Here is a 22,223-nt window from a genome sequence, read left to right as displayed (position 1 = left end):
TAGCCTCTTGTTACTGCTTTTTATTTAATTGTTCCTGATTACCACTATTTAACAGCCATGGTTAAATAATTACCTATGCTTCAATTTAATGTCAGAAAGGATTTTCTATATCCGAATTTATGAAAATGTTCGGAATGGAAAAACAAAGTAGAGCACGGTTATTTATCTTGGCAGAGTCTCGAAGGAGTCAGAAAATTATATGTATAGTCAAAAAATGAGCGTTATTTAGAATTAAATATTATTATATTTTTGATATGCATCTAACTTTATAGTGAGTAAATATTGAAAGTAATCTAAGTGTGCTTTTTTACTTATAACGATCCGTAACTAAAGTTAATATTATTACAATTTTAACCATGGTGATGAGTATGATGGCATCTAAAATATCAACGTCGCAGTTAGCAAAAACAAGGGGGCTTGTTGCTAAAAATTTATTTAGTGAGTTAGCTGAAGCGGGTTATATTACTCGTGACAATAAAGAATGGCGGTTAACAGATATTGGTAAAGCAGCGGAAGGTGAGTATAAACAATCATCTCATTTTGGGCAGTATATTGTTTGGCCTGAAGCATTAGAGATTATTACAACACCATCATTTGAGGGTAAAAAGCTATCAGCAACTCAACTAAGCGGTCATTTTAAATTAACGTCACAAAAAATAAATCAAATACTTGATGAGCTTGGTTGGATCAATAAAGCCGTTAAAGGTTGGAAAGTCAGTCAATCTGGTTCTCGATTAGGTGGTATTCAAAAAGAAGATTCACGTACAGGTATTCCTTATGTGGTGTGGGATGAAACAGTATTAACAAATAATAGCTTACAACATTCTGTTAATGAATTTACGGGTGTTAATGCTGAAGTTAAAAGTACTGATAATTCAGTATCAAATTTTAGACAGAAATTTGAAGCAAAACACCGCTCTGCTGATGGTCATTATGTTCGATCTAAAGCTGAAATGCTGATTGATAATTGGCTTTATATGGCGGGTATTGTGCATGCCTATGAGCGTAAATTGCCGATTGAAGAAGATCTTTATTGTGATTTTTATCTTCCAACCGGTAAGGTATATATTGAATTTTGGGGATTGGAAGATGATCCTAAATATGCCCATCGTAAGAAAATAAAGCAAGATTTGTATGCTAAATATGGATTTAATCTTATTGAATTAAATGATCATGATGTGCAGAACCTTGATGATGTATTACCTCGAATGTTATTAAAATTTGATATAAAAGCTTATTAAGATAAAGAGTAAAATAGCTGATTAATCTCTTAATATTGTAAGGTGATTAATCGGCTATTTACTTTTTATTAAGCGAGGGTTTGGCTGAGAAATAAAAACACGCTGATTATTGTAGGTATCGCACTGTATTTTCCTACTTGTTTAAGCGTTAATTTTGTTAGCTTTGGTGCAAGGATATTGACTAAGATACTAATGTTACAAAAAATGAAAACGCCATAGGTTTTTATATCAATATCGTGGTCTTTTAGTAATTTTATTTGAGCAAGAATTAATATGACATTGAATGTAATACTTAGTGCTCGAGCAATCTGAAATTGAGTGGTATTAAAGTCATTTTGTAATGTATTTTCACTTGCTTTGATGAGGTCATTTTCTGGCTGACTCATAAAGGTTAATTCCTGCTGTAAAAAGGGACAATAGCTGCTTCACTCATTTATAATATTGTGGACTATGAATGATAGTAAGCAATGGATTTTTAAGTTGATTTTGTGATGATCGCACAGCAATGTAATTTGTGCAATTATCCACGCAGTGAACTTAACTTTCATTAAATGAGTTTGGTTTTTATTTTGTTGTTTTATATGCGGATTTTATTTATTAAGAATAAAACTCACGCCTATTTATTAATGGTTACATAGTGTTTTTTATAATAAATAGACGTTGTTTTTTTAAGATGTTCAGTCAATATTAATTAGCTACATTTTATTAGATTTAGCGTATAACTTGCTTCTGTAGATATTGGTGGTGTATATAAAACATAACAATTTTTTAGATTATCAAAAGTAGTCTTTGGGGTCACATATTTACTAAATGTAATCTTGATTGTACGGCTAAGACTCTGAGGATTTGATTGTCGGATTATCTTCCAATCATTATCATTAGTTAAATTAGCAACTAATAGTTCTAAAGAGGTAGAATCTCCATCAGGATAACCGTTGATGAACGTACAACTTTTTGTACCGTTGTGCAATTCACAACCTGAAAATGGGAGGTCTTGTGCAGGAATCTCCATATAAGGGCTTTTATTTGAGACATATGGTAAATTTTCTAATCCAGCAATTGTCATTTTTGCATATCCGATACCTAATCCCGAAGCAATAGCTCCTTTAAGACCTTTTAATGCCGCATTTCTAGCATCAACTTGTAGATTCATAAATTTAGGTGCAGCGACAACGGCGAGAATACCTAAAATAACAATTACAACGACAAGTTCTATTAAGGTAAATCCATTTTTTTTCATATGGCCATCGAATAAAAAATATAATATATGTCTAAATTGTATAATTCTGACTCAGTAAGTCAATCTTCTGACAGTATTTAATGCTGTGTGCCATCATTTGGTCATACGTTTTAGTTGAATATTTTTACGGCAAAATAGCTGTATACATTGTCAGCAAAGGCGTTAGCTGTTAGTGTCGGCACCCAATGTATGTATTTCGACATACTGATTTTATTTTTAGTACATATACAGTCATGTTTCTTATTGAAAATACTGATATATGTTGACGTTTACAGGACATCATTTTGAGTCAGACGGCATTTTCTACCTTAAATCTTCATTCTGATCTATTGAGCAACTTAGACTCACTAGGTTATGAAGCTATGACACCTATTCAAGCTCAGAGTCTTCCACTTATTATTGATGGCAAGGATGTCATTGCTCAAGGTAAAACAGGATCAGGTAAAACAGCAGCGTTTGGCTTAGGATTATTAAACAACCTTAATGTAAAACGTTTCCGTGTTCAGACATTAGTCTTGTGTCCAACACGTGAACTTGCCGACCAAGTTGCTAAAGAGATTCGTCGTTTAGCGCGTGGAATTCATAACATTAAAGTGCTGACGTTGTGTGGTGGCATGCCATTTGGACCTCAAATTGGTTCATTAGAACACGGCGCACACATTATTGTTGGTACACCTGGCCGTATTGAAGAGCATGTTCACAAAGGTTTCTTATGCCTTGATGAACTTAATACGTTAGTGCTTGATGAAGCTGACCGTATGCTAGAAATGGGTTTCCAAGATTCAGTTGATGTGATCATTGATGCGGCACCAAGCAATCGTCAAACATTGCTATTTAGTGCGACTTTCCCTGATCAAATTGCATCGATTGCAAAACGCATTATGAACAACCCAGTGCAAGTGAAAGTAGAATCTAGTCATGATGATAGCAGTATTTCACAGCACTTTTATAAAGTAAGCGGTAATGAAGCGCGTTTAGATGCTGTGCGTTTACTATTGAATTTACACCGTCCTGAATCATGTGTGATCTTCTGTAACACTAAACGTGAAGCACAAGAGATGTCTGATGATTTAGAAGATTTCGGCTTTAGTTCAATTGCATTACATGGCGATTTAGAACAACGTGAACGCGACCGTACTTTAGTATTGTTCTCTAACAAGAGTAAATCAATCTTAGTCGCGACTGACGTTGCAGCGCGTGGCTTGGATATCGATAATCTTGATATGGTGATTAACTACCATTTAGCACGTGACACTGAAGTACACGTACACCGTATTGGTCGTACAGGCCGTGCAGGCAGTAAAGGTCTTGCATGTTCTTTATTCAGTGATAAAGAGCATTACAAAGTTAAGTTGCTTGAAGATTACCTTGATCGTGAAATTAACGGCGAAGCGTTACCTGCTGGCGATTTATTAGAACAACCGACTTTCCGTCCTGAAATGACCACTTTAATGATCGATGGTGGTAAAAAGCAAAAAGTACGCCCTGGTGATATCCTAGGTGCGCTAACCGGTGATAACGGTATTGCTGGTGCTGCTGTAGGTAAGATCAATGTATTTGATCACTGTGCTTATGTTGCGGTTAAACGTGACGTTGCACGTGAGGCATTACAAAAATTAGAAAAAGGCCGTATTAAAGGCCGTAATTTCCGTTCGCGCCAACTGCGCTAACTGATATACAGCTACTTTATAACAATTATATTATGCCGATGTTGTGCTTTTTAAATAAAGCCTCCATCGGCTTTTTTGTAACTGTAAAAAGGATAATAATAATGGTTGCTGGTTTATTTTATTTTAAAAAGAGTATCTATTTATGCATCAAGAGATGATTGGATTGACGATTGCAGGCCTTGGTGTGCTTGGGCTTGGATGTCAATGGCTTGCATGGCGAATGAAATTACCTGCAATTCTACTATTACTGATAGCGGGCTTATTAATTGGCCCTGTGGCTGGGATTTTTAATCCGAATAGACTTTTTGGTGATTTACTGTTTCCCCTGATTTCATTAGCGGTAGCGGTTATTTTGTTTGAGGGTAGTTTGACCCTGAATTTTGCTGAAATAAAAACGGTACGAAAAAATGTAAAAAGTATTGTCACTCTTGGTGCGATTATTACGTGGGTTGTTACCAGTGTTGCCACCTATTATTTATTAGATTTCAGTTGGTCATTGGCGTTCTTATTTGGCTCAATGACCGTTGTAACGGGGCCAACAGTGATCGTGCCTTTATTACGTACCGTAAGGCCACAAGCTAAACTTGCTAATATTTTACGTTGGGAAGGAATATTGATTGACCCGATTGGGGCTATATTTGTCGTAATCGTGTACGAATTTATTGTTTCTAGTAGCCAACTACACAGTTTAGAAGTCTTTGGATTAATGCTATTAGTTGGATTAGTGATTGGTGCTGTAGCTGGTTGGCTCATCGCTTATGTGCTTCGAAATCACTTATTACCTGAATATTTACAACCATTTGCTGTATTAGCGGTTGTGCTTGGTGTGTTTGCTGGTGCGAATGTACTTGAATCTGAAGCGGGTTTATTAGCGGTTACAGTCATGGGGATGTGGCTTGCGAATGCGAAAGATGTTGATATTCGTCATATTCTTCACTTTAAAGAAAATCTGACTATTTTATTAATTTCTGGGTTATTTCTAATTTTAGCATCGCGGATCCAATTAGCTGATTTTCATGCATTAGGCTGGGGAGCAATTGCATTATTTGTAGTGATCCAATTAGTCGCACGACCCGCTTCTATTTTCATATCAACAATATTCAGTGAATTAGCCTTTAAGGAAAAACTATTTTTAGCTTGGGTTGCACCAAGGGGGATTGTTGCTGCTGCAATTTCAGCGTTATTTGCTCTTAAATTAATCGATGATGGTGTTGCTGGTGCTCAACTTTTAGTACCACTGACTTTTATGGTGATTATCGGTACGGTGGTGCTACAAAGCTTAACTGCTCGGCCTATTGCTCGCTTACTTGGGGTTGCAGAGCCATCACCCAAAGGCTTTTTAATTGTTGGCGCTAATGATGTTGCGCGAGAAATTGGATTAGCCCTTAAAAAATATGATTGTCGAGTAGTGATGACTGATTCTAACTGGGATTATATTCGCGCCGCTCGAATGGCTGGTTTAGAAACGTATTACGGTAATGCGGTTTCTAGCCATGCCGATGAATATTTGGATTTAATTGGGGTCGGCCATTTGTTAGCACTTACTCCAGATAAACACTTTAATGCGGTTGCCACAAGCCATTATGAAACGGATTTTGGACAACGTAATATCTTTCGCTTAAATGGTCGTCGACATAATAGTGGCCTAGAGAAGCACTCTGCAACTCAAGCTCATAGTGGTACTGTACTTTTCGGCGATGATATTAGTTATAAAAAATTAGCCAGTTTAATCAATCAAGGTGCCGAAATTAAGCATACTAAGTTAAGTGATAATTTCACCCTTGAGGATTATTTTCAGCAATATAAAGGATCGTCACTTATTCCATTATTTGTCATTGATTTAAAGCAAAATATTTTCCCATTTACAGATGTTTCGACGTTAGAAGCAAAGGCGGGATGGACAATGATTGCTTTGGTAAAAGAATCGGTGTAATTGTTACGACCTTTAACGTAAATTGATCAAAATAAAAAGCACCGTAATGGTGCTTTTTTTTTGTGATGAACTACTTAGGGTTTAACTCCCTATTGGCTTTATAGTCGTTATAACCAAAAGTTATTTTATTAATTAATATATTGATTTTATTTATTTTTAATTAGCTTGGTGATAAGAAATGGATCGCGGAAAAGTGAGGAAGTGAGATCTTTGTCTAGACTTTGGTGTGGGCGTTTTATCTTAAATAAGTAATAAAGATATTTTCATTGCGACATTGTTGCATTAATAAGCGTGAAGTTTATGTTAATTAAGTGTGGCTGGTATTTACTTTGTAGACTATAAATATAGAGATATTTTTTATTCATGTATACAGGAGTTTATATGCCAGTTAGAAAGGGAACTCACCGTCGATTAAGTATTCTAGCCGCCGTGATGATGGGCGCTTCTGGATATACTATTGCAGCAGAAAAGCCAAATATCTTAGTCATTTGGGGCGATGATATTGGGCAATCTAATATTAGTGCTTATACCTTTGGTTTAATGGGATATAAAACCCCCAATATTGATAGCATCGCCAAAGAAGGAATGATGTTTACTGATTATTACGCTGAACAATCGTGTACAGCGGGGCGTTCAACTTTTATTACTGGACAAGGGGTACTACGTACAGGATTAAGTAAAGTAGGTTTACCAGGGGCTGATATTGGTTTACAAGCCGAAGATGCGACCATTGCTGAAGTACTTAAACCTCAAGGGTATATGACGGGGCAATTTGGTAAAAATCACCTCGGTGATAAAGATGAAATGCTACCTACAAATCATGGTTTTGACGAATTCTTCGGTAATCTTTATCACTTAAATGCAGAAGAAGAGCCTGAGAATATTGATTATCCTAAAGATCCAGAATTCCGTAAAAAGTTTGGTCCTCGTGGTGTTATCCATTCTTATGCCGATGGTAAAATTGAAGATACTGGCCCACTAACCCGTAAGCGTATGGAAACGGTTGATGATGAAACGGCAGCGGCTGCGATTGATTTCATGGGACGTGCAGTGAAAGCCGATAAACCTTTCTTTGTGTGGTGGAATGCGACTCGTATGCACTTTAGAACCCACGTGAAGCCTGAGCTTCAAGGTTCAACCGGTATCAGTAACTATGCTGATGGTATGGTCGAGCACGATAATCACGTTGGTGAACTATTAAAAGCGGTAGATAAGCTAGGTATTAAAGATAATACCATTGTCTTTTATTCAACGGATAATGGTCCACATATGAACTCATGGCCGGATGCGGGTACAACGCCGTTCCGTAGTGAGAAAAATACTAACTGGGAAGGCGCATACCGCGTACCTGCAATGGTTCGTTGGCCGGGTAAGATTCAGCCTGGTGTTGTATCCAATGAAATTATGCACCACATGGACTGGCTACCAACATTTGCAGCCATCGCGGGTAACGACAAGATTAAAGAGGAGCTAAAAGAAGGCACTAAACTCGGTAACAAGAGTTTTAAAAATCATCTTGATGGCTATAACTTCCTACCTTATTTAACAGGAAAAGAAGATAAAGGTCGTCGTGAAGAGATCTTCTACTTTACCGATGATGGTGATTTAGCTGCGTTGCGTTATAACAAATGGAAAGCTGTGTTCATGGAGCAACGTATGAAAGGTACGTTACAAATTTGGGCTGAACCTTTTGTTACCCTACGTGTGCCTAAACTGTTCAATTTACGTATGGACCCATATGAAGTTGCTGATGTAACGTCAAATACTTACTATGATTGGTTATTAGATCACGCGTATATGTTTGTCCCGGCACAAGCGTATGTAGGCAAATATCTAGAAACCTTTAAAGCGTTCCCACCTCGTCAAGAAGCGGCAAGTTTTAGTTTGGATCAGGTAATGGAAAAACTGAAACAACCGCAGAGTAAGTAATTAAACATTGATTAATATTTGGGCTCTTCGGGGCCCATTTTTCTTATCTAAGATAAACCGCTTTCATTCACATAACCGTTAATGCTAATGGAAAATTCATCCGATATAAGCTATATCTGAAATATCGCTATATTTTATTTTAAATACAATGATTTAGTTAATATCAATACAAGGATGTATATGATTGATAAAACAGTCTTCGCTATTTTTTGCCAAGTATGGATAAGCCTAATGATGTTGACATCAACGGCTTTTGCTGCGGATTTTGTGGGTAGTGAGCAGTGTATTGATTGTCATAAAGAGCAGGTCGAGGCATGGAAAGGCTCAGATCACGACATGGCGATGAAGCACGCTGATAAAGACAGTGTGTTAGGTGATTTCAATGATGCGACGATCAAATTTAAAGGCAAAGTGAATCGTTTTTTTACTAAAGGCGATCAATATTGGGTCAATATTGAAGGGCCTGATAACCAGTTTCATGATTATAAAATTAGTTATACGTTTGGCTTTGAACCACTACAGCAATATATGGTGGAATTTGACGATGGACGTATTCAATTAATTCCATTTGCTTGGGATGCTAGAGCGCAAGAGCAAGGAGGACAGCGTTGGTATCATCTTTATCCTGAAATGGAAAAAACTGATGCGTTTTATTGGACTAACACTGGTCAGAATTGGAACTTCATGTGTGCAGATTGTCATTCTACCGATGTTAAGAAAAACTATGATGCTAAAACGAATACTTATAACACCCAATGGTTTGAAATAAACGTTGGTTGTGAAGCTTGTCATGGGCCTGCCAGTGATCATATTTCATGGGCTAAAGGTGAGCAAAAAAACACTACGGCTCATTATGGTTTTGGACGTGATTTAAGTAAGTCTGTTAAAGAATGGGTGTTTAAAGAAGGGCATTCAACCTTGCAGCCCAAAGAAATTCAATTTACAGATCAAATAACGGTGTGCGCGCAATGTCATAGTCGTCGAGTGCAATTAAATGAAGACCAAGCACACGTTAAAGGCTCACTGCTAGACAGTTATTTACCGAGCTTAATTACGTCTGAGTTATACCATAATGATGGTCAGATTTATGATGAAGATTATGTTTATGGTTCTTTCATGCAGTCAAAAATGGCTGAAAAAGGGGTAACCTGTACTAACTGTCACAATCCGCATTCAACCAAATTAGAGATTCCAGAACAGGCCGTCTGTAGTCAATGCCATATAGCATCAGAATATACGCCGGAAAAACATACTTTTCATAAAGCAAACACAGAAGCCTCACAATGTACCACTTGCCATATGCCTGAAACGACGTATATGGGGGTGGATGCTCGACGTGATCATAGTTGGCAAATTCCTCGTCCTGATTTAAGTAAAAATATTGGTACCCTCAATGTCTGTACTCAATGTCATCAACAACAAGATGATGCTTGGGCTGATAAACACGTCGGTCAATGGTTCCCTGATTCACCTTATCGAAATCAACAACATTTTGCGGTCGCATTTTATGCCGCTGATATTAATTATCGAGGTGCAGGTGATGCACTGTCTTACACGGCTCAAGATGTAAAACAAGCGGGGATCATTCGTGGTTCAGCATTACAGCGCTTGGGTGCTTTTCCAAGTAAGAATACGATTGTGGCTTTAGGACGAGCAATAAAACATGACGACCCATTAATACGTTTAGGCGCAATTCAAGGCTCTGCTGGATATTCAGCTTACGATCGGTGGCAGATATTATCGCCGTTATTAACCGATAAAGTACTTGGTGTGCGAACGGAAGCGGCAGGAGCATTAGCGGCATATTGGCCAGAGTGGAACCCATTACAGCGAGAACAGTTATCGCCAGCATTAGATGAGTACATTGAAATTCAATTATTTAATGCCGACAGAGGCTTTGGAATGACGAACTTAGGCAATGTCTATCGTGCTCAGGGAGAATTTAAACAAGCAGAACAGGCATATTTAAAGGCAATAAAAGTTGAGCCTTACTTTGTTAATAGTTATGTCAATCTTGCTGATTTATATCGAGCACAAGGTAATGAAATGAAAGGGGTTGAATTAATGCAGCAGGGGATCATCGCGCAACCTAAATCTGGGGCATTACGTTATAGCACAGGGCTGGCATTATTACGTCTAAACGACAAAACACAAGCATCCACTTATTTTAAACAAGCGACAGCCGTTGATCCTCAAAATGCGCAATATTGGTATATTTATGGTCTTTCTCTAGAGCAGAGTAATACCAATCAAGCCGCAAATGCATTAGCAACAGCGTTCAGTTTGAGTGCAAATCCGCAGCATTTATTTGCCCAGTGTGATCTGTTGTTAAAAGCGAAATCATCACAAGCAAAAGTTTGTATTACTCAGTTGGAACAATACGCCCCTAAAAATGTCATTGATGCACTTAAGAAACGGCTTTATTGATGAGGACTATAACCAATAGTTATGGCGGATTTGATTAAGATAATACGCAGTCAATAATCAGGCAAGTGGGCATAAGGAGAAAACATGAATCAAACTCAACAGGCTATTACAACGCTTATATCTCAAGTCGAGGCATCGGTGATTGGTCAATCCGATGTGGTTCGTGCACTTGTTATTGGGTTATTAACGCAGGGACACGTTTTACTTGAAGGATTACCCGGCACAGCAAAAACACGCTCAGTTAAGTCATTGGCGGATAATTTACAGACCTCATTTGGACGAATTCAATTTACGCCTGATTTACTGCCTTCCGATGTAACAGGAACTGAAGTCTATCAAGAATTAAATGGTAAACCGCAATTGCATTTTCAAGCAGGACCTATTTTTAATAGCATTGTGCTTGCTGATGAAATTAACCGCGCACCCGCAAAAGTTCAAGCGGCGTTATTGGAAGCGATGGCAGAAAGAACAATAACCGTCGGTGATAAAACGCACGTATTACCAGAACTTTTTATGGTGTTAGCAACGCAAAACCCCGTAGAACAAGAAGGAACGTATCCACTACCCGAAGCGCAAATGGATCGATTTATTATGAAGATCAGCGTTGATTACCCTGATGATGATGCTGAACTTGAGATTATTCGCCTTGTGCGCCGTGAAGAAACTGATTCTAAGCTAACCGCTGAACCGGATACCGATAAAAATAACGCTAATACTAATACTAATACCAATATTCAATTAGATCCCTCCATTGTGATGCAAGCACGAGCTGAGCTTGCGCTAGTGGAAATATCTGAAATTAGCGAACGTTATATTGTGGCGTTAGTGATGGCAACGCGTAAACCTGAACGTTATTTAGCATCGTCACTTTCTCGTTGGATAGAGGTGGGAGCAAGTCCTCGCGCTTCAATTGCATTAGATAAATGTGCGCGTGCTTATGCATGGCTACAAGCGAGAGATTATGTTGAACCTGATGATATTCGAGCAATGGCACATGCTGTTTTAGGGCATCGGATTACGTTGAGCTATGACGCATTAGCTGATGGTGTGACTCAACAACAAGTGATAGATGAATTGTTGGATTATGTTGTTATTGGGTAGGGCTTTTTATGAGTAAAAAAAGCACAGACAGCCGTATTCATTGTGAATATAGCCAACTTATTAAATTACAATCTCAAGCGGGATTTTTCAGCTTATTACCCAATTTAAAAGCAGGTACAGCGTTGTCGGGTCGCCATTCGTCTATTTTTCGAGGACGGGGATTAAATTTTGAAGAGTTACGACATTACCAATTAGGGGATGACATTCGTAATCTTGATTGGAAAGTGACGCTGCGAACGGGAAAACCCCATGTTCGCTCATATACCGAAGAGAAAGATCGCAATTTTATTATTTGTGTCGATCAACGCAGCAGTATGTTCTTTTCATCCATTGATACCATGAAATCAGTGGTTGCCGCAGAATTGGCAGCATTGACCGCATGGCGCATTCTTAAAGATAGCGATCGTGTTGGGTTTATTATTAATACTCCTGATCAAATTCATTGGTTAAAGCCAAAGCGATCTCAAGCTGACCTGCTGCATCGATTACAGCTATTGTCTAATGTGAATCAATTGCTTGATGTCACCAGTAGCGATAACAATGAGGTTGGATTTACTCAATTTGTTACGTTATTAGGTCGTTTGAAACTCAAAGAAGCCACCATCATTATCTTAAGTGATTGGCATGGGGCCACGGTTGATGAAATTACCCATCTGAAACATCTACAAAAACATAATGATGTATTAGGGGTATTAATTTCTGATCCTTTTGAATCTCAGTTTCCATCGCAATACAGCCATTGGGTGGTGGGTGATGGAGCGTATCAACTTAATTTAAGTGATGCTAAGCGGTTTGACTTAGCCAATAAAGGCTTAGGTGAACATCAAGATTTAAAGAAAGAGCAATTAATTCAACTGATGGCGACAAAAGGGCTGCTACTGATTGAAGCGGATACGTCGGGTTATCATCTTGAACAATTTAAACGTGCAATTGGAGGCCGATAATGAGCATTCATGCGCCACCTAGTAATTACATGTTAAGAAATATGAGTGAGGTGACAATACCTGATCATGTGAGCTGTTTTCCTCAAACTATTGGCTGGAAAGTCGTTGCGGCTATTTTGATTGTTGTCGCTTTATATTATGTTATTCAATCGATTAGGTTGTGGTGGAATAACCGTTACCGCCGAGAAGCAATGGCTCTGATGACCGTCATGCAAGCCTCAATAAATAGCACCAGATTGCCTTTAGATATATTTGAAGTGATGAAAGCGGTATTAGTTTACCTTAATCCTCAAAAAGCCAATGCCTTTGGTGAAAAATTCCTTACTGATTTAGATGAGTATCGCTCACCACAAACTACACTCTTTAATGATGATCTTGGTCAGAAGTGGATGCGGTCTTTGGTGCAAAAACAGTATCCATTATCCAAGCAAGAATTATCAGCACTAATGACGTTATGCCAGCAATGGTTAGTCGAACATGCTGAACTTCATTTAAAGACAAATGGAGGCCAAAATGTTGTTTAGTCAATTGGAGTTAGTGAATCCATATTGGTTATGGCTATTACCATTACCGATTATTATTTATTGGTTTATTCCTGCTTATCGCACCCGTCAATCAGCGATAAAAGTGCCTTTTTTTGATGTGCTAGTACAAGCGTTAGATGAAACGCCGTCTGCGGGGGCAAGTCAGTTAAGTGCTAGTTATTGGCAAAAAACATTGCTAATTATTTCATGGTGCTTATTAATTTTCGCCTTAACTAAGCCGACTATTTTAGGTTCACCACAAACACGAGAAAGTTTAGGGCGAGATGTGATGGTGGTCGTGGACTTATCAGGCTCCATGGCTGAGCGAGATTTTGTCTCAAAAACAGCATCTGATAATGGTGGTGTTCAGAAAATATCACGCTTAGATGCTGCGAAAGAAGTATTAGCTGATTTCGCAACAACGCGTCAAGGGGATCGCTTAGGGCTGATTTTATTTGGCGATGCTGCGTTTGTGCAAACACCATTTACGGCGGATCAAAAAGTATGGTTAGCACTCTTAAATCAAACTGATGTGGCAATGGCTGGCCAAAGTACCCATTTAGGTGATGCAATCGGGCTTGCGATTAAAGTGTTTGAGCAAAGTGCATCTGCCGAACTTTCTATTTCAACCGAGCCTCAACAACAGAATGAAAAAAATGAGAAACCTCGAGAGAAAGTCGCGATTGTATTAACTGATGGTAATGATACTGGCAGCTATGTTGAGCCGATTGATGCCGCTAAAGTTGCTGCGGCTAAAAATGTTCGTATTCATATGATCGCCATGGGGGATCCCACCACGATTGGAGAGAAAGCATTAGATATGGATGTGATCAATCGGGTTGCAGAAGTATCTGGAGGGCAAGCATTTCAAGCTATTAATCGGAATGAATTAGAACAAGCTTATGCGGCAATTGGTGAGTTAGAGCCGCAGTTATATGAAAGCACCACATATCGACCTAAAAAGTCGATTCATCAATACCCGATTATGCTGATTGTAGTGATGTATCTGTTTGGCTTTGGGGTTGCAACGATGCGACGACAGTTGACATCATCGTCAAATAAAGCCGCACCAGACTCAGGAGAAAAACATGTTTAATTCCCTGATGTGGCAACAAATTGTCGATAATTTTCATTTTATTCGCCCGTGGTGGTTATTGCTCTTGGTTCCTTTTTCCATTGTGATTTATTTACGCTGGAAACAAGATTCAAACAATGAATGGCAGCAACAACTACCGCAACATTTGCGTCGAGTTTTAACCATTGGTGATAGTGGTTGGAAGAAACAATTACCGCTGAAGTTGTTAAGTGTATCCATGCTGGTGGCGATTATTGTGTGTGCTGGCCCGACATGGGAACGTGAAGCTTCACCTTTTGGGGAAGATAAAGCCGCTTTATTGATTGTGCTTGATAACAGTGAATCTATGTTACAAAAAGATCTTGCCCCTAATCGCTTAGAACGTGCGAAACAAAAGATTCGAGATTTAATTGCATTACGTCAGGGGGGTAAAACAGGGTTAGTCGTTTTTGCAGGTTCAGCGCATTTAGCGATGCCATTAACCAAAGATGATGCTGTTTTTGCCCCTTTTTTAGCGGCGATTCAGCCTGATATTATGCCGATGAAAGGGAAAAACGCTGAAACAACGTTAGCGTTAATTGAGCCTCAACTAGGCTCTGAAAGTGCGGGGACTGTTTTATTGATCTCTGATGGCGTAAACCCGGCAACGATTGAAGCATTTGAAACGTATTTCTCAACCAGTCCTCATCAATTATTGGTGCTGGCAGCGGGCAATAACGATCGCGTCAGTAATGAACCTCTTGATTTGGCATCACTTAAATCTCTTGCAAAAAATACGCAGGGGAGTGTAGTGGAAGTGACTATTGATGATAGTGATATCAAGGCACTTAACCGTAATATTGAACGCCATATGCAATTAAATAATGAATCTGCAATGCCATGGAAAGACATGGGGTATTTTTTGCTGTTTCCCGTAACATTATTGATGTTGTTATGGTTTAGAAAAGGGTGGTTAGTCAAGTGGTGTTTAGTGGCGGCTATTGTGTTTCCAAGTTTTTATTCAACGACCACTTATGCGGAAACAGTAAGCCTAAAAGCGGCCACAAATGAGCCGATAGCCGATGTTACGATGTGGGATAAGACAGTACATTGGTGGATGAATATTTGGCTGACGCCGGATCAACAAGGGCAATGGTATTTTAATCAGTTTGATTATTTAACCGCAGCAAAGCGTTATCAAGATCCTCTTAAAAAAGGCATCGCTTATTATTATGCGAGTGAATATAAATTATCTCACAGTACTTTTTTACAAGTAAAAACACCCCAAAGTCTTTTTAATGCTGCGAATGCCCTCGCAAGGCAAAGAGAATATGTTGCTGCGCGTGATCTTTATCAGTTATTGCTTGATAGCGGTGAACTTGAAACGGAATTAAAAGCACCGGTCGAAAACAATTTAGCCCTTATGCAAGGCATCGTTGATGAAGTAAATCGTATTAGTGAAAGCCAAAAAGGCAGTACTGATGGTCCTGAAGAGTCGTTTGAATTAGGTGATGATAAGCCTAAAACAGGGGATGGCGCTGATGAAAAAGTGGATGCTGCAATGATGGCAAAAGAGACGCTTAATGCGAATGAAATATTAGGCAGCCAAGAGCTTGCTGATAAATGGCTGCGTCGTGTAGAAGCTGATCCTAAGTATTTTTTACGTGCTAAATTTCAATTGCAGCTTCGTTCGCAATCAGTGGATATAAAAGATGTGTCTAACGAGGAGATTAAATAATGCCTCCCTATAATGCTCACCATTATTTTCAACGCTACGCTATCTATGTTTTGGTTATGCTTGCGCTCACATTGCTGTCAATAAGTGTTAATGCACAAGCAAGCACAGTCAATATGGTTGATAAATCAGATCAAGTGACAATAAAAACATGGTTAAGTGATACCGATAATATCCGCAAAAAAAAAGACAGCAAGACGTCAACCTATGCCGTTAATCAACAAATTATTCTCTATATCGAAGTGATTACACCACGATGGTTTACTGGCGGAACGCGAATCGCACCGATTGAAATACCCAATGTAGTAGCTAAACAGCGCAATCCATTAGCGATGAATTTTACCGAAAAAAAAGAGGGTATTACCTGGATCCATCAACGTTGGGAAATAACATTATATCCTCAAGCTGAGGGACATTTTGTGGTGCCCTCAACGGCTGTAACGGTACAAGTATCACGTCCTAATTCAACCAATGCCACAGGGGTTTTATATACTGAACCACAGGCGTTCTCCGCTATTATTCCATCAGGTTTATTAAGTGAGCAATCGGCATGGATTTCTGGGCAAGATTTCTCGGTTGAACAGCAATGGAGTCAATCTAACCCTGAATTAAAAGCAGGGGATGCGATCACGCGAACTTTAATCGTAAAAGGGTCGAATACTTTAGCAATGTTGATTCCAAAATTGATTCAACCAATAGCGACTGCGGATTATCAAATCTATCCTCAACCTAATCAATTAAGTGATTCACAAACTCGTGGTGATTATTTATCTGAGCGAAAAGAATCGGTTGTTTATGTTCTTCAAAATGGCGGTAATGTGAGTTTCCCTGCTATTCATTTAACCTGGTGGAATACTGATAACCAAACATTAGAAACTATTACCCTTGAGGGACAATCTTTTTATATTGCGCATACATTAAGCTCGTGGCTACACCAATATTGGCATAGATTAATCGCCTTAATTATTGCGATTGTGGTGATAACGTTGATTGGGTTTAAAACTATAACCTATTATAAAACACACCCGTTACCTGCTTGGTTTATTTATGCTAACGCCGTAAAACAACAGCAATGGAGCCAAGTGAGAGTGTTACTTTACCGCGTATTAAGAAAGCACAGTGATCAGTTACAATTAAAACAATATTGTGTGACGACTGATTGGCAACAAGATGCGACTCAGTTTCAATCGCACGGTATTACAAAAAAATTATCACTGTCTTTATGGCAACAGATCACTCAATCAGGGCGAGGTTTGAATGCTATTTGTGCAAAGTGTAAGCCCAAGCCTGTTTTTCCGCAATTGACCAAACAGCGAACAAAATACAAGAAAAATTAAGCGTATTAACACAAAAATGAGATGAGGTTGTTGTTTCATTTTGCGGATTACTTGTTGTGAGAATCATCCTCGTATTGATGAGCTTGAGGCAAGAAATATTGTTATAAGAGTGGCCATTAATGGTTAAGACAGTAAATAAAAAAAGCAGCATTAAGTGAATAATGCTGCTTTGTTATTTAAAGCGTTTTATTGTTATTTACGAGGTTGATATAACTTCAGAAGTTAGTTTTTGATCACTTCCGTTAATATCTGTCCTGTTGCGCCGCTAGGTTGTGTAATGCCTAAGATACTTGATAGTGTCGGGGCAATATCATAGGGCGTGATCTCACGGCTAATCTGTTTATCATCAATATTGTATCCCGCGAAGATCACCGGTACATAGGTGTCATAACGCCACGGTGAACCATGAGTAGAGGCGATAGTTAAGCCATCCATGTCATTGATAAAGTTTCGTGGCTGGTAAACGATATAGACATCACCTGAACGTGCTGGGTGATAGTTATTTTTAACCAACTGCATAGTATGCGTATTCGGTACTTGGTTTTTCTCTATATCAGTACTGGTAACGGCGTATGCAATTCCGTTTATTTTTAATAGTTCTTCTGCAACCACCATCTGAACTTTTTCAAGCGAGACGCCTTTCTTTTTTATGACGTTATGGTTTAGGTAAATATAAGGCTGAGCATACAAACGAATGGCATCCTCTCCTAAACTAAATTCAGTTTTTAAACGTGTCAGTAATTGAGGGGAGATTAATTGTTTTTGATCAAAGGTGGCTGGTTGGTGGCCCCCTAATGCATTAACAACCGCCGGTGCTTCTGATGCACCGTGATCGGCAGATAAAACAATCAGGGTATTTTCTAATCCAACCTGTTGATCAATATTCTTTAAAAGCTTGGCAATGGTTTTATCCAATCGAATTAAGTTATCTTCTGTTTCTAAGCTCGTCGGGCCATACATGTGAATGACATAATCGTTAGATGAAAAGCTTACCGATAAATAATCAGGAAACGTCCCTTTGCCTAAGTTTTCTTGTTTTAATAATGTGCTCGCAAAGTTCTCGGTGAGTTCATCACCCGCAGGGCTTACTGTTAGCGTGGTACTGTAATATTTATTGTCGACTGAGCTATATGGGTGAGGGAAAGTGCGTTTAAACCCATCGAGGTCAACTTTATAGTCTGGATTGCTCTCTTTAACCGTGTATTTCTCTGGGGGAAGAGAGAGCTCCCAACGTGTATTTGAATATTGCTCAGCCAGTTTTTGTTGATTCCAATATGTTACCCATTGTGGGTATTTATCGTAATAATAATTGCTGGTAACAAATTCTGATTGTGCTTTTGAGAACCAAAAGGCTTTGCCTAGGTGGCCTCCCAATGAAATAGCGCCTCTATCTTTTACTGATACTGAAAATATTTTCGATACGCCATTATTTGAAATTGCTAATTCATCACTAAACGTTGTCGCCAGAATTGGATCTGGTGAGCGTCCATCTTTGGTGGCTATTTTTTGGGTAGGATCTATTTCTGTTGCTTTATTGACGCCAGCACCGGCGTTTAACATTTGGTAATTGCCGTCTTCGACATTATAAACCAAGCGTTCTTTATTACGGTCGTACCAAACATTACCCACCATGCCATGAACACTCGGGGGAGCACCCGTTGCGAGAGATACGTGGCCGACAATGGTTTCAGTATTGCCGTGTTGATAATATGCATTAGTATAATAAGTGCCATTATCCATTAAATAACGAAAACCATCGTTACCAAAATTGGCTTTATAGCGTTCAAGTAAATCACCTCTTAGTGCATCAACCGTAATTTGTACTATCAATTTAGGTTTTGGCGGGGCTGCGAGAGAGGTTATTGGAATAAGTAACGCACTTGTGAGCGTTATATAACACAATATTTTATTTTTCATTATGGATTCCTTGCCAATATACGCGGGGAGCGTGTTATTTTTTTACGTCTTTTACTAAACGTAGTCCTATATCTGACATGATGATAGATTGGCTTGCAAAATTTCTGCGATAGTTTTCAGATTCATTGGCGTTATAAGAAAAGTTACCGCTATCAATACGAACCATGTCTTGATTTATTTGCTGAGCAATAGGGTGTGGTGGCGTTTTGGTACAACCTATTAAAAATGCACTTAGTAACATTAATGTTAATGATATTTTTGTTTTTGTAAAAAAAGAAGCTATAAACATGATGTTCTCAACAGTAATGATTGTCCGTTTATTATACAGTTAAAGAACTTTCTAAATTGGAATAATACAGATAACTAATTTGTTTGTTCTTTTTGTTTATTATGAAGTTAGAACTTATATCGTGGTTTGATTTAATAGATGGATTCGTCTATTTGTTAGATAACTTTGTACTATTAATTTTGTTATAAAATAGGAATTTAAATGATTATTACTCAAGGGCCTCAGTACCAAGGTAAAGCCTCAAAGCGATTACATGTTATGGCAAAACCCATTGGGGCTGTGTGTAATATCGATTGTACGTATTGTTATTATTTGAGCAAAGAAGACTTACTTGACTATAAAAAAGGGTGCTCTCCACAAATGGATGACGCGACTCTAGAAACCTATATTCAGCAATATATTGAAGGCCAAAATACCCCTGAAATTATTTTTTCATGGCAAGGTGGTGAGCCGACATTGCTAGGTTTAGATTATTTTAAAAAGATTGTGGTATTGCAGCAAAAATATCAACCTGAAGGCGTTATTATCTCCAATGACCTTCAAACCAATGGCACATTATTAACCCCACAATGGTGTGAGTTTCTGGTGGAAAATAATTTCTTGGTTGGATTGAGTATTGATGGTCCTGAGTTATTACATAATGCGTATCGTACCAATAAAGCGGGTCGAGGAACGTTTAAGCAAGTGATGAAAGCGGTAGATTTATTACATCAATACGGTGTGAAATTTGCCACATTAACGTGTGTTAATAACCTCACTAGCCGTAATCCTCTTGACGTGTACCGTTTCTTACGTGATGTGGTTAAATCACCTCAAATGCAGTTTATTCCGATTGTAGAACAAAAAAGTTTTCGAACTGTCGCCCCTCAAACTGAACAAACCAGTGCTCAATTACGCCAAGGTGATAAACGTTTAATACCCGGCAACAAACAATCGATTATGGAACCATGGTGCGTGTCTGATCAAGCATGGGGAGATTTCTTAATTGCTGTGTTTGATGAGTGGGCTCAGAACGATGTAGGTAAAGTGTTTGTTCAATATTTTGAAGCCAGTGTTGAAACATGGATGGGACGTAAAAACCCATTATGTACACTAGGTGAAATTTGTGGCAAAGGTTTGGCGATGGAACACAATGGTGATGTGTTCTCTTGTGATCACTACGTTTATCCTGAATATAAAATTGGCAATATTCACCATCAGAAATTAGATGAATTGGCTTATAGCCGTAAGCAACAACAATTTGGGTTTGCAAAAGCGAAAACCCTGACAATGCAATGCCAACAGTGTGAGTATAAGTTTGCCTGTCATGGTGAGTGTCCTAAAAATCGATTCATAAAGACTAAAGACGGTGAGCCTGGGTTAAATTATTTGTGTGCGGGTTGGCAAAAATTCTTTGCTCACGCGGATAAATCGATTGCTTATATATTGAATATGTTAGGGCATTCGGTGCAGCAAGGTAAATACAGTGATGCAAAGCGATTAGAAGCACAACGGGCGGCGGTTTATCATACTAAATTTTAATATAGTCCACTGTTTAATGAATAAGGCGGATAAAGAAGACGATAGTATGGAGTGTTACCCGTGATGAATAAGATCAAGAAATATGCAGCGATAGGATTAATGAGCGTGTTGAGCTTTTCTATTTCATCTTATGCTGCAACCGAGATGGCACCTACAAATCAAGTGCAGAATATGCCGATTGAACAACAATTGGCATATGTTGCTCAAAATAAAAATGAAACCGTTATAAAACGTGCCGAGGCGTTACGTCAATTGGCTCGTTACCCAAATCAAAACAGTTTGGTTGCGGTTGCGCGGGGGTTAAAAGACCCCAGCCCTGTTATTCGTGAAGCGGCGATTACGGGATCGAAATTATATAAATTTGAACATCGGTGGCGAATGCTTACGCCGCTTTTAAATGATGCTGAATTTAATGTGCGCATGGCTGCGACTGTTAATTTGTTGCGTAATTACCAGACGATGAATGTCGATCAAAAACATAATTTTGAAGCGTCATATCAGGATCTTGTCGCGTATTTACAGCGTCAACCTGATCAGCAATTGTTATTGGCAGATGCCTACCGTTGGCATGGTGAATGGAAAGAAGCTGAGGTTATTTATCAGCGATTAGTGAAAATTGACCCGAAAAACAGTCAAATTTGGCTTAATTTATCTGATAACTATCGTGCTCAAGATCAAGATGAAAAGGCTTTGGTTGTTTTAAAGAATGCAATTAAACAATTACCGCAAGAAGCGAGTCTATATTATGCAATAGCATTGACTCAAGTACGGTTAAATCAAAAAAAATCAGCGGCTGAATCAATGACGATAGCCACCACGTTGGCGGATAATAATAGTTATTATTGGTATCTTAATGGTGTATTACATCAAGATTTTGATTTAACTGTAGCGATAGCATCATTTGAAAAAGCCTATTTGATTTCGGGATCACCAGAACAATTGTATGCCTTGTGTGATATTTATATTAGACATGGTAATGAAAAAGCGAATGCATGTATCACTGAGTTAGAAAAATTGGCACCAGAGTCGGTGATTAAGCAATTAAAGCACAATCGTAAAGAATGATTTTCTTTGTCTCTGTGACGTTTAAATTTTATTACAATTAAGAATAAGGGAAATATAGGCATCAATTTATTTAAAAACTTGTTGATATGTTTTTAAATAAATTAAGTAATAAGGTAATTAAAAATAACAGATAAATAATTTCTTAATCACTATAAATAAAACAAAATCAATTTTAAATAGAATAATAAATAAATTATATCATGTTTTATATTTTTTATGTTTTATTGAAATATTATAAATAATTCTATTTTGGAATTATTGTATTGGTTTTTTCAGAGATTACGCTATTAAGTTAT

General features: G+C 38.3%; 15 protein-coding genes and 3 pseudogenes. 14 read left to right on the top strand and 4 right to left on the bottom strand.

Annotated elements, in window-relative coordinates; translation table 11 throughout:
- Window positions 1-371: 371 nt before the first annotated feature.
- A complete protein-coding gene (locus tag CIK00_RS16630; RefSeq protein WP_101769784.1) occupies window positions 372-1,241 on the top strand; it encodes a glycerol kinase in 870 nt (289 codons plus the stop codon).
- A 68-nt stretch (window positions 1,242-1,309) separates the two neighbouring features.
- On the opposite strand, the gene CIK00_RS16625 is transcribed toward CIK00_RS16630, so the two are convergent.
- Together CIK00_RS16625 and CIK00_RS16620 are read right to left on the bottom strand one after the other, a co-directional pair.
- Window positions 1,310-1,627, bottom strand: coding sequence for a fumarate hydratase (locus tag CIK00_RS16625; RefSeq protein WP_101769774.1), 318 nt, complete (start codon window positions 1,625-1,627; stop codon window positions 1,310-1,312).
- A gap of 305 nt (window positions 1,628-1,932) precedes the next feature.
- On the bottom strand, window positions 1,933-2,481 hold the full coding sequence (locus CIK00_RS16620) for a type II secretion system protein (RefSeq protein ID WP_101769773.1): 549 nt from the start codon (window positions 2,479-2,481) through the stop codon (window positions 1,933-1,935).
- A gap of 284 nt (window positions 2,482-2,765) precedes the next feature.
- Here CIK00_RS16620 and dbpA point away from each other — a divergent pair, with 284 nt between their 5' ends.
- The 11 genes and pseudogenes from dbpA to CIK00_RS16570 all read left to right on the top strand — a co-directional run bounded on the left by dbpA (window position 2,766) and on the right by CIK00_RS16570 (window position 17,135).
- Window positions 2,766-4,151, top strand: coding sequence for an ATP-dependent RNA helicase DbpA (dbpA, locus tag CIK00_RS16615; protein WP_101769772.1), 1,386 nt, complete (start codon window positions 2,766-2,768; stop codon window positions 4,149-4,151).
- Window positions 4,152-4,293: 142 nt separating this feature from the next.
- Entirely contained in the window at window positions 4,294-6,084 is a 1,791-nt protein-coding gene (locus CIK00_RS16610; protein ID WP_101769771.1) for a cation:proton antiporter, read from the top strand.
- A gap of 381 nt (window positions 6,085-6,465) precedes the next feature.
- Window positions 6,466-8,013: an arylsulfatase gene (locus tag CIK00_RS16605; protein ID WP_045035373.1), complete on the top strand. Its 1,548-nt coding sequence runs from the start codon at window positions 6,466-6,468 to the stop codon at window positions 8,011-8,013.
- 231 nt (window positions 8,014-8,244) lie between these two features.
- Window positions 8,245-10,440, top strand: coding sequence for a tetratricopeptide repeat protein (locus CIK00_RS16600; RefSeq protein WP_193435484.1), 2,196 nt, complete (start codon window positions 8,245-8,247; stop codon window positions 10,438-10,440).
- A gap of 84 nt (window positions 10,441-10,524) precedes the next feature.
- Window positions 10,525-11,113, top strand: a pseudogene (locus tag CIK00_RS21720) (AAA family ATPase); the annotation flags it as partial.
- A gap of 80 nt (window positions 11,114-11,193) precedes the next feature.
- A pseudogene (locus CIK00_RS21715) lies at window positions 11,194-11,541 on the top strand (AAA family ATPase); the annotation flags it as partial.
- Between the two features lie 8 nt (window positions 11,542-11,549).
- Entirely contained in the window at window positions 11,550-12,485 is a 936-nt protein-coding gene (locus CIK00_RS16590) for a DUF58 domain-containing protein (RefSeq protein ID WP_101769769.1), read from the top strand.
- Complete coding sequence (locus CIK00_RS16585; RefSeq protein ID WP_101769768.1) at window positions 12,485-13,009, top strand: DUF4381 domain-containing protein; 525 nt, start codon at window positions 12,485-12,487, stop codon at window positions 13,007-13,009. Before CIK00_RS16590 ends, CIK00_RS16585 begins: the two co-directional genes overlap by 1 nt.
- Window positions 12,999-14,105 (top strand): VWA domain-containing protein, encoded by a 1,107-nt coding sequence (locus CIK00_RS16580; protein WP_101769767.1) that lies wholly within the window; start codon window positions 12,999-13,001, stop codon window positions 14,103-14,105. Before CIK00_RS16585 ends, CIK00_RS16580 begins: the two co-directional genes overlap by 11 nt.
- On the top strand, window positions 14,098-15,801 hold the full coding sequence (locus CIK00_RS16575) for a vWA domain-containing protein (RefSeq protein ID WP_101769766.1): 1,704 nt from the start codon (window positions 14,098-14,100) through the stop codon (window positions 15,799-15,801). Before CIK00_RS16580 ends, CIK00_RS16575 begins: the two co-directional genes overlap by 8 nt.
- Complete coding sequence (locus CIK00_RS16570; RefSeq protein ID WP_101769765.1) at window positions 15,801-17,135, top strand: BatD family protein; 1,335 nt, start codon at window positions 15,801-15,803, stop codon at window positions 17,133-17,135. Before CIK00_RS16575 ends, CIK00_RS16570 begins: the two co-directional genes overlap by 1 nt.
- A gap of 222 nt (window positions 17,136-17,357) precedes the next feature.
- On the opposite strand, the gene CIK00_RS16565 is transcribed toward CIK00_RS16570, so the two are convergent.
- A complete protein-coding gene (locus CIK00_RS16565) occupies window positions 17,358-19,052 on the bottom strand; it encodes an alkaline phosphatase family protein (protein ID WP_101769764.1) in 1,695 nt (564 codons plus the stop codon).
- A 34-nt stretch (window positions 19,053-19,086) separates the two neighbouring features.
- Window positions 19,087-19,200, bottom strand: a pseudogene (locus tag CIK00_RS16560) (sulfatase); the annotation flags it as partial.
- 342 nt (window positions 19,201-19,542) lie between these two features.
- Here CIK00_RS16560 and CIK00_RS16555 point away from each other — a divergent pair.
- Together CIK00_RS16555 and CIK00_RS16550 are read left to right on the top strand one after the other, a co-directional pair.
- Window positions 19,543-20,862 (top strand): anaerobic sulfatase maturase, encoded by a 1,320-nt coding sequence (locus tag CIK00_RS16555; protein ID WP_101769763.1) that lies wholly within the window; start codon window positions 19,543-19,545, stop codon window positions 20,860-20,862.
- A 63-nt stretch (window positions 20,863-20,925) separates the two neighbouring features.
- Window positions 20,926-21,927 (top strand): HEAT repeat domain-containing protein, encoded by a 1,002-nt coding sequence (locus tag CIK00_RS16550; RefSeq protein ID WP_233426572.1) that lies wholly within the window; start codon window positions 20,926-20,928, stop codon window positions 21,925-21,927.
- The last annotated feature ends 296 nt before the right edge of the window (window positions 21,928-22,223 follow it).

The organism is Photobacterium carnosum, assembly GCF_002849605.1.
GTDB classification, from domain to species: Bacteria; Pseudomonadota; Gammaproteobacteria; order Enterobacterales; family Vibrionaceae; genus Photobacterium; species Photobacterium carnosum.
Note: the sequence above shows the minus strand (reverse complement) of the source record. Positions and strands in the feature narration are given on the sequence as shown.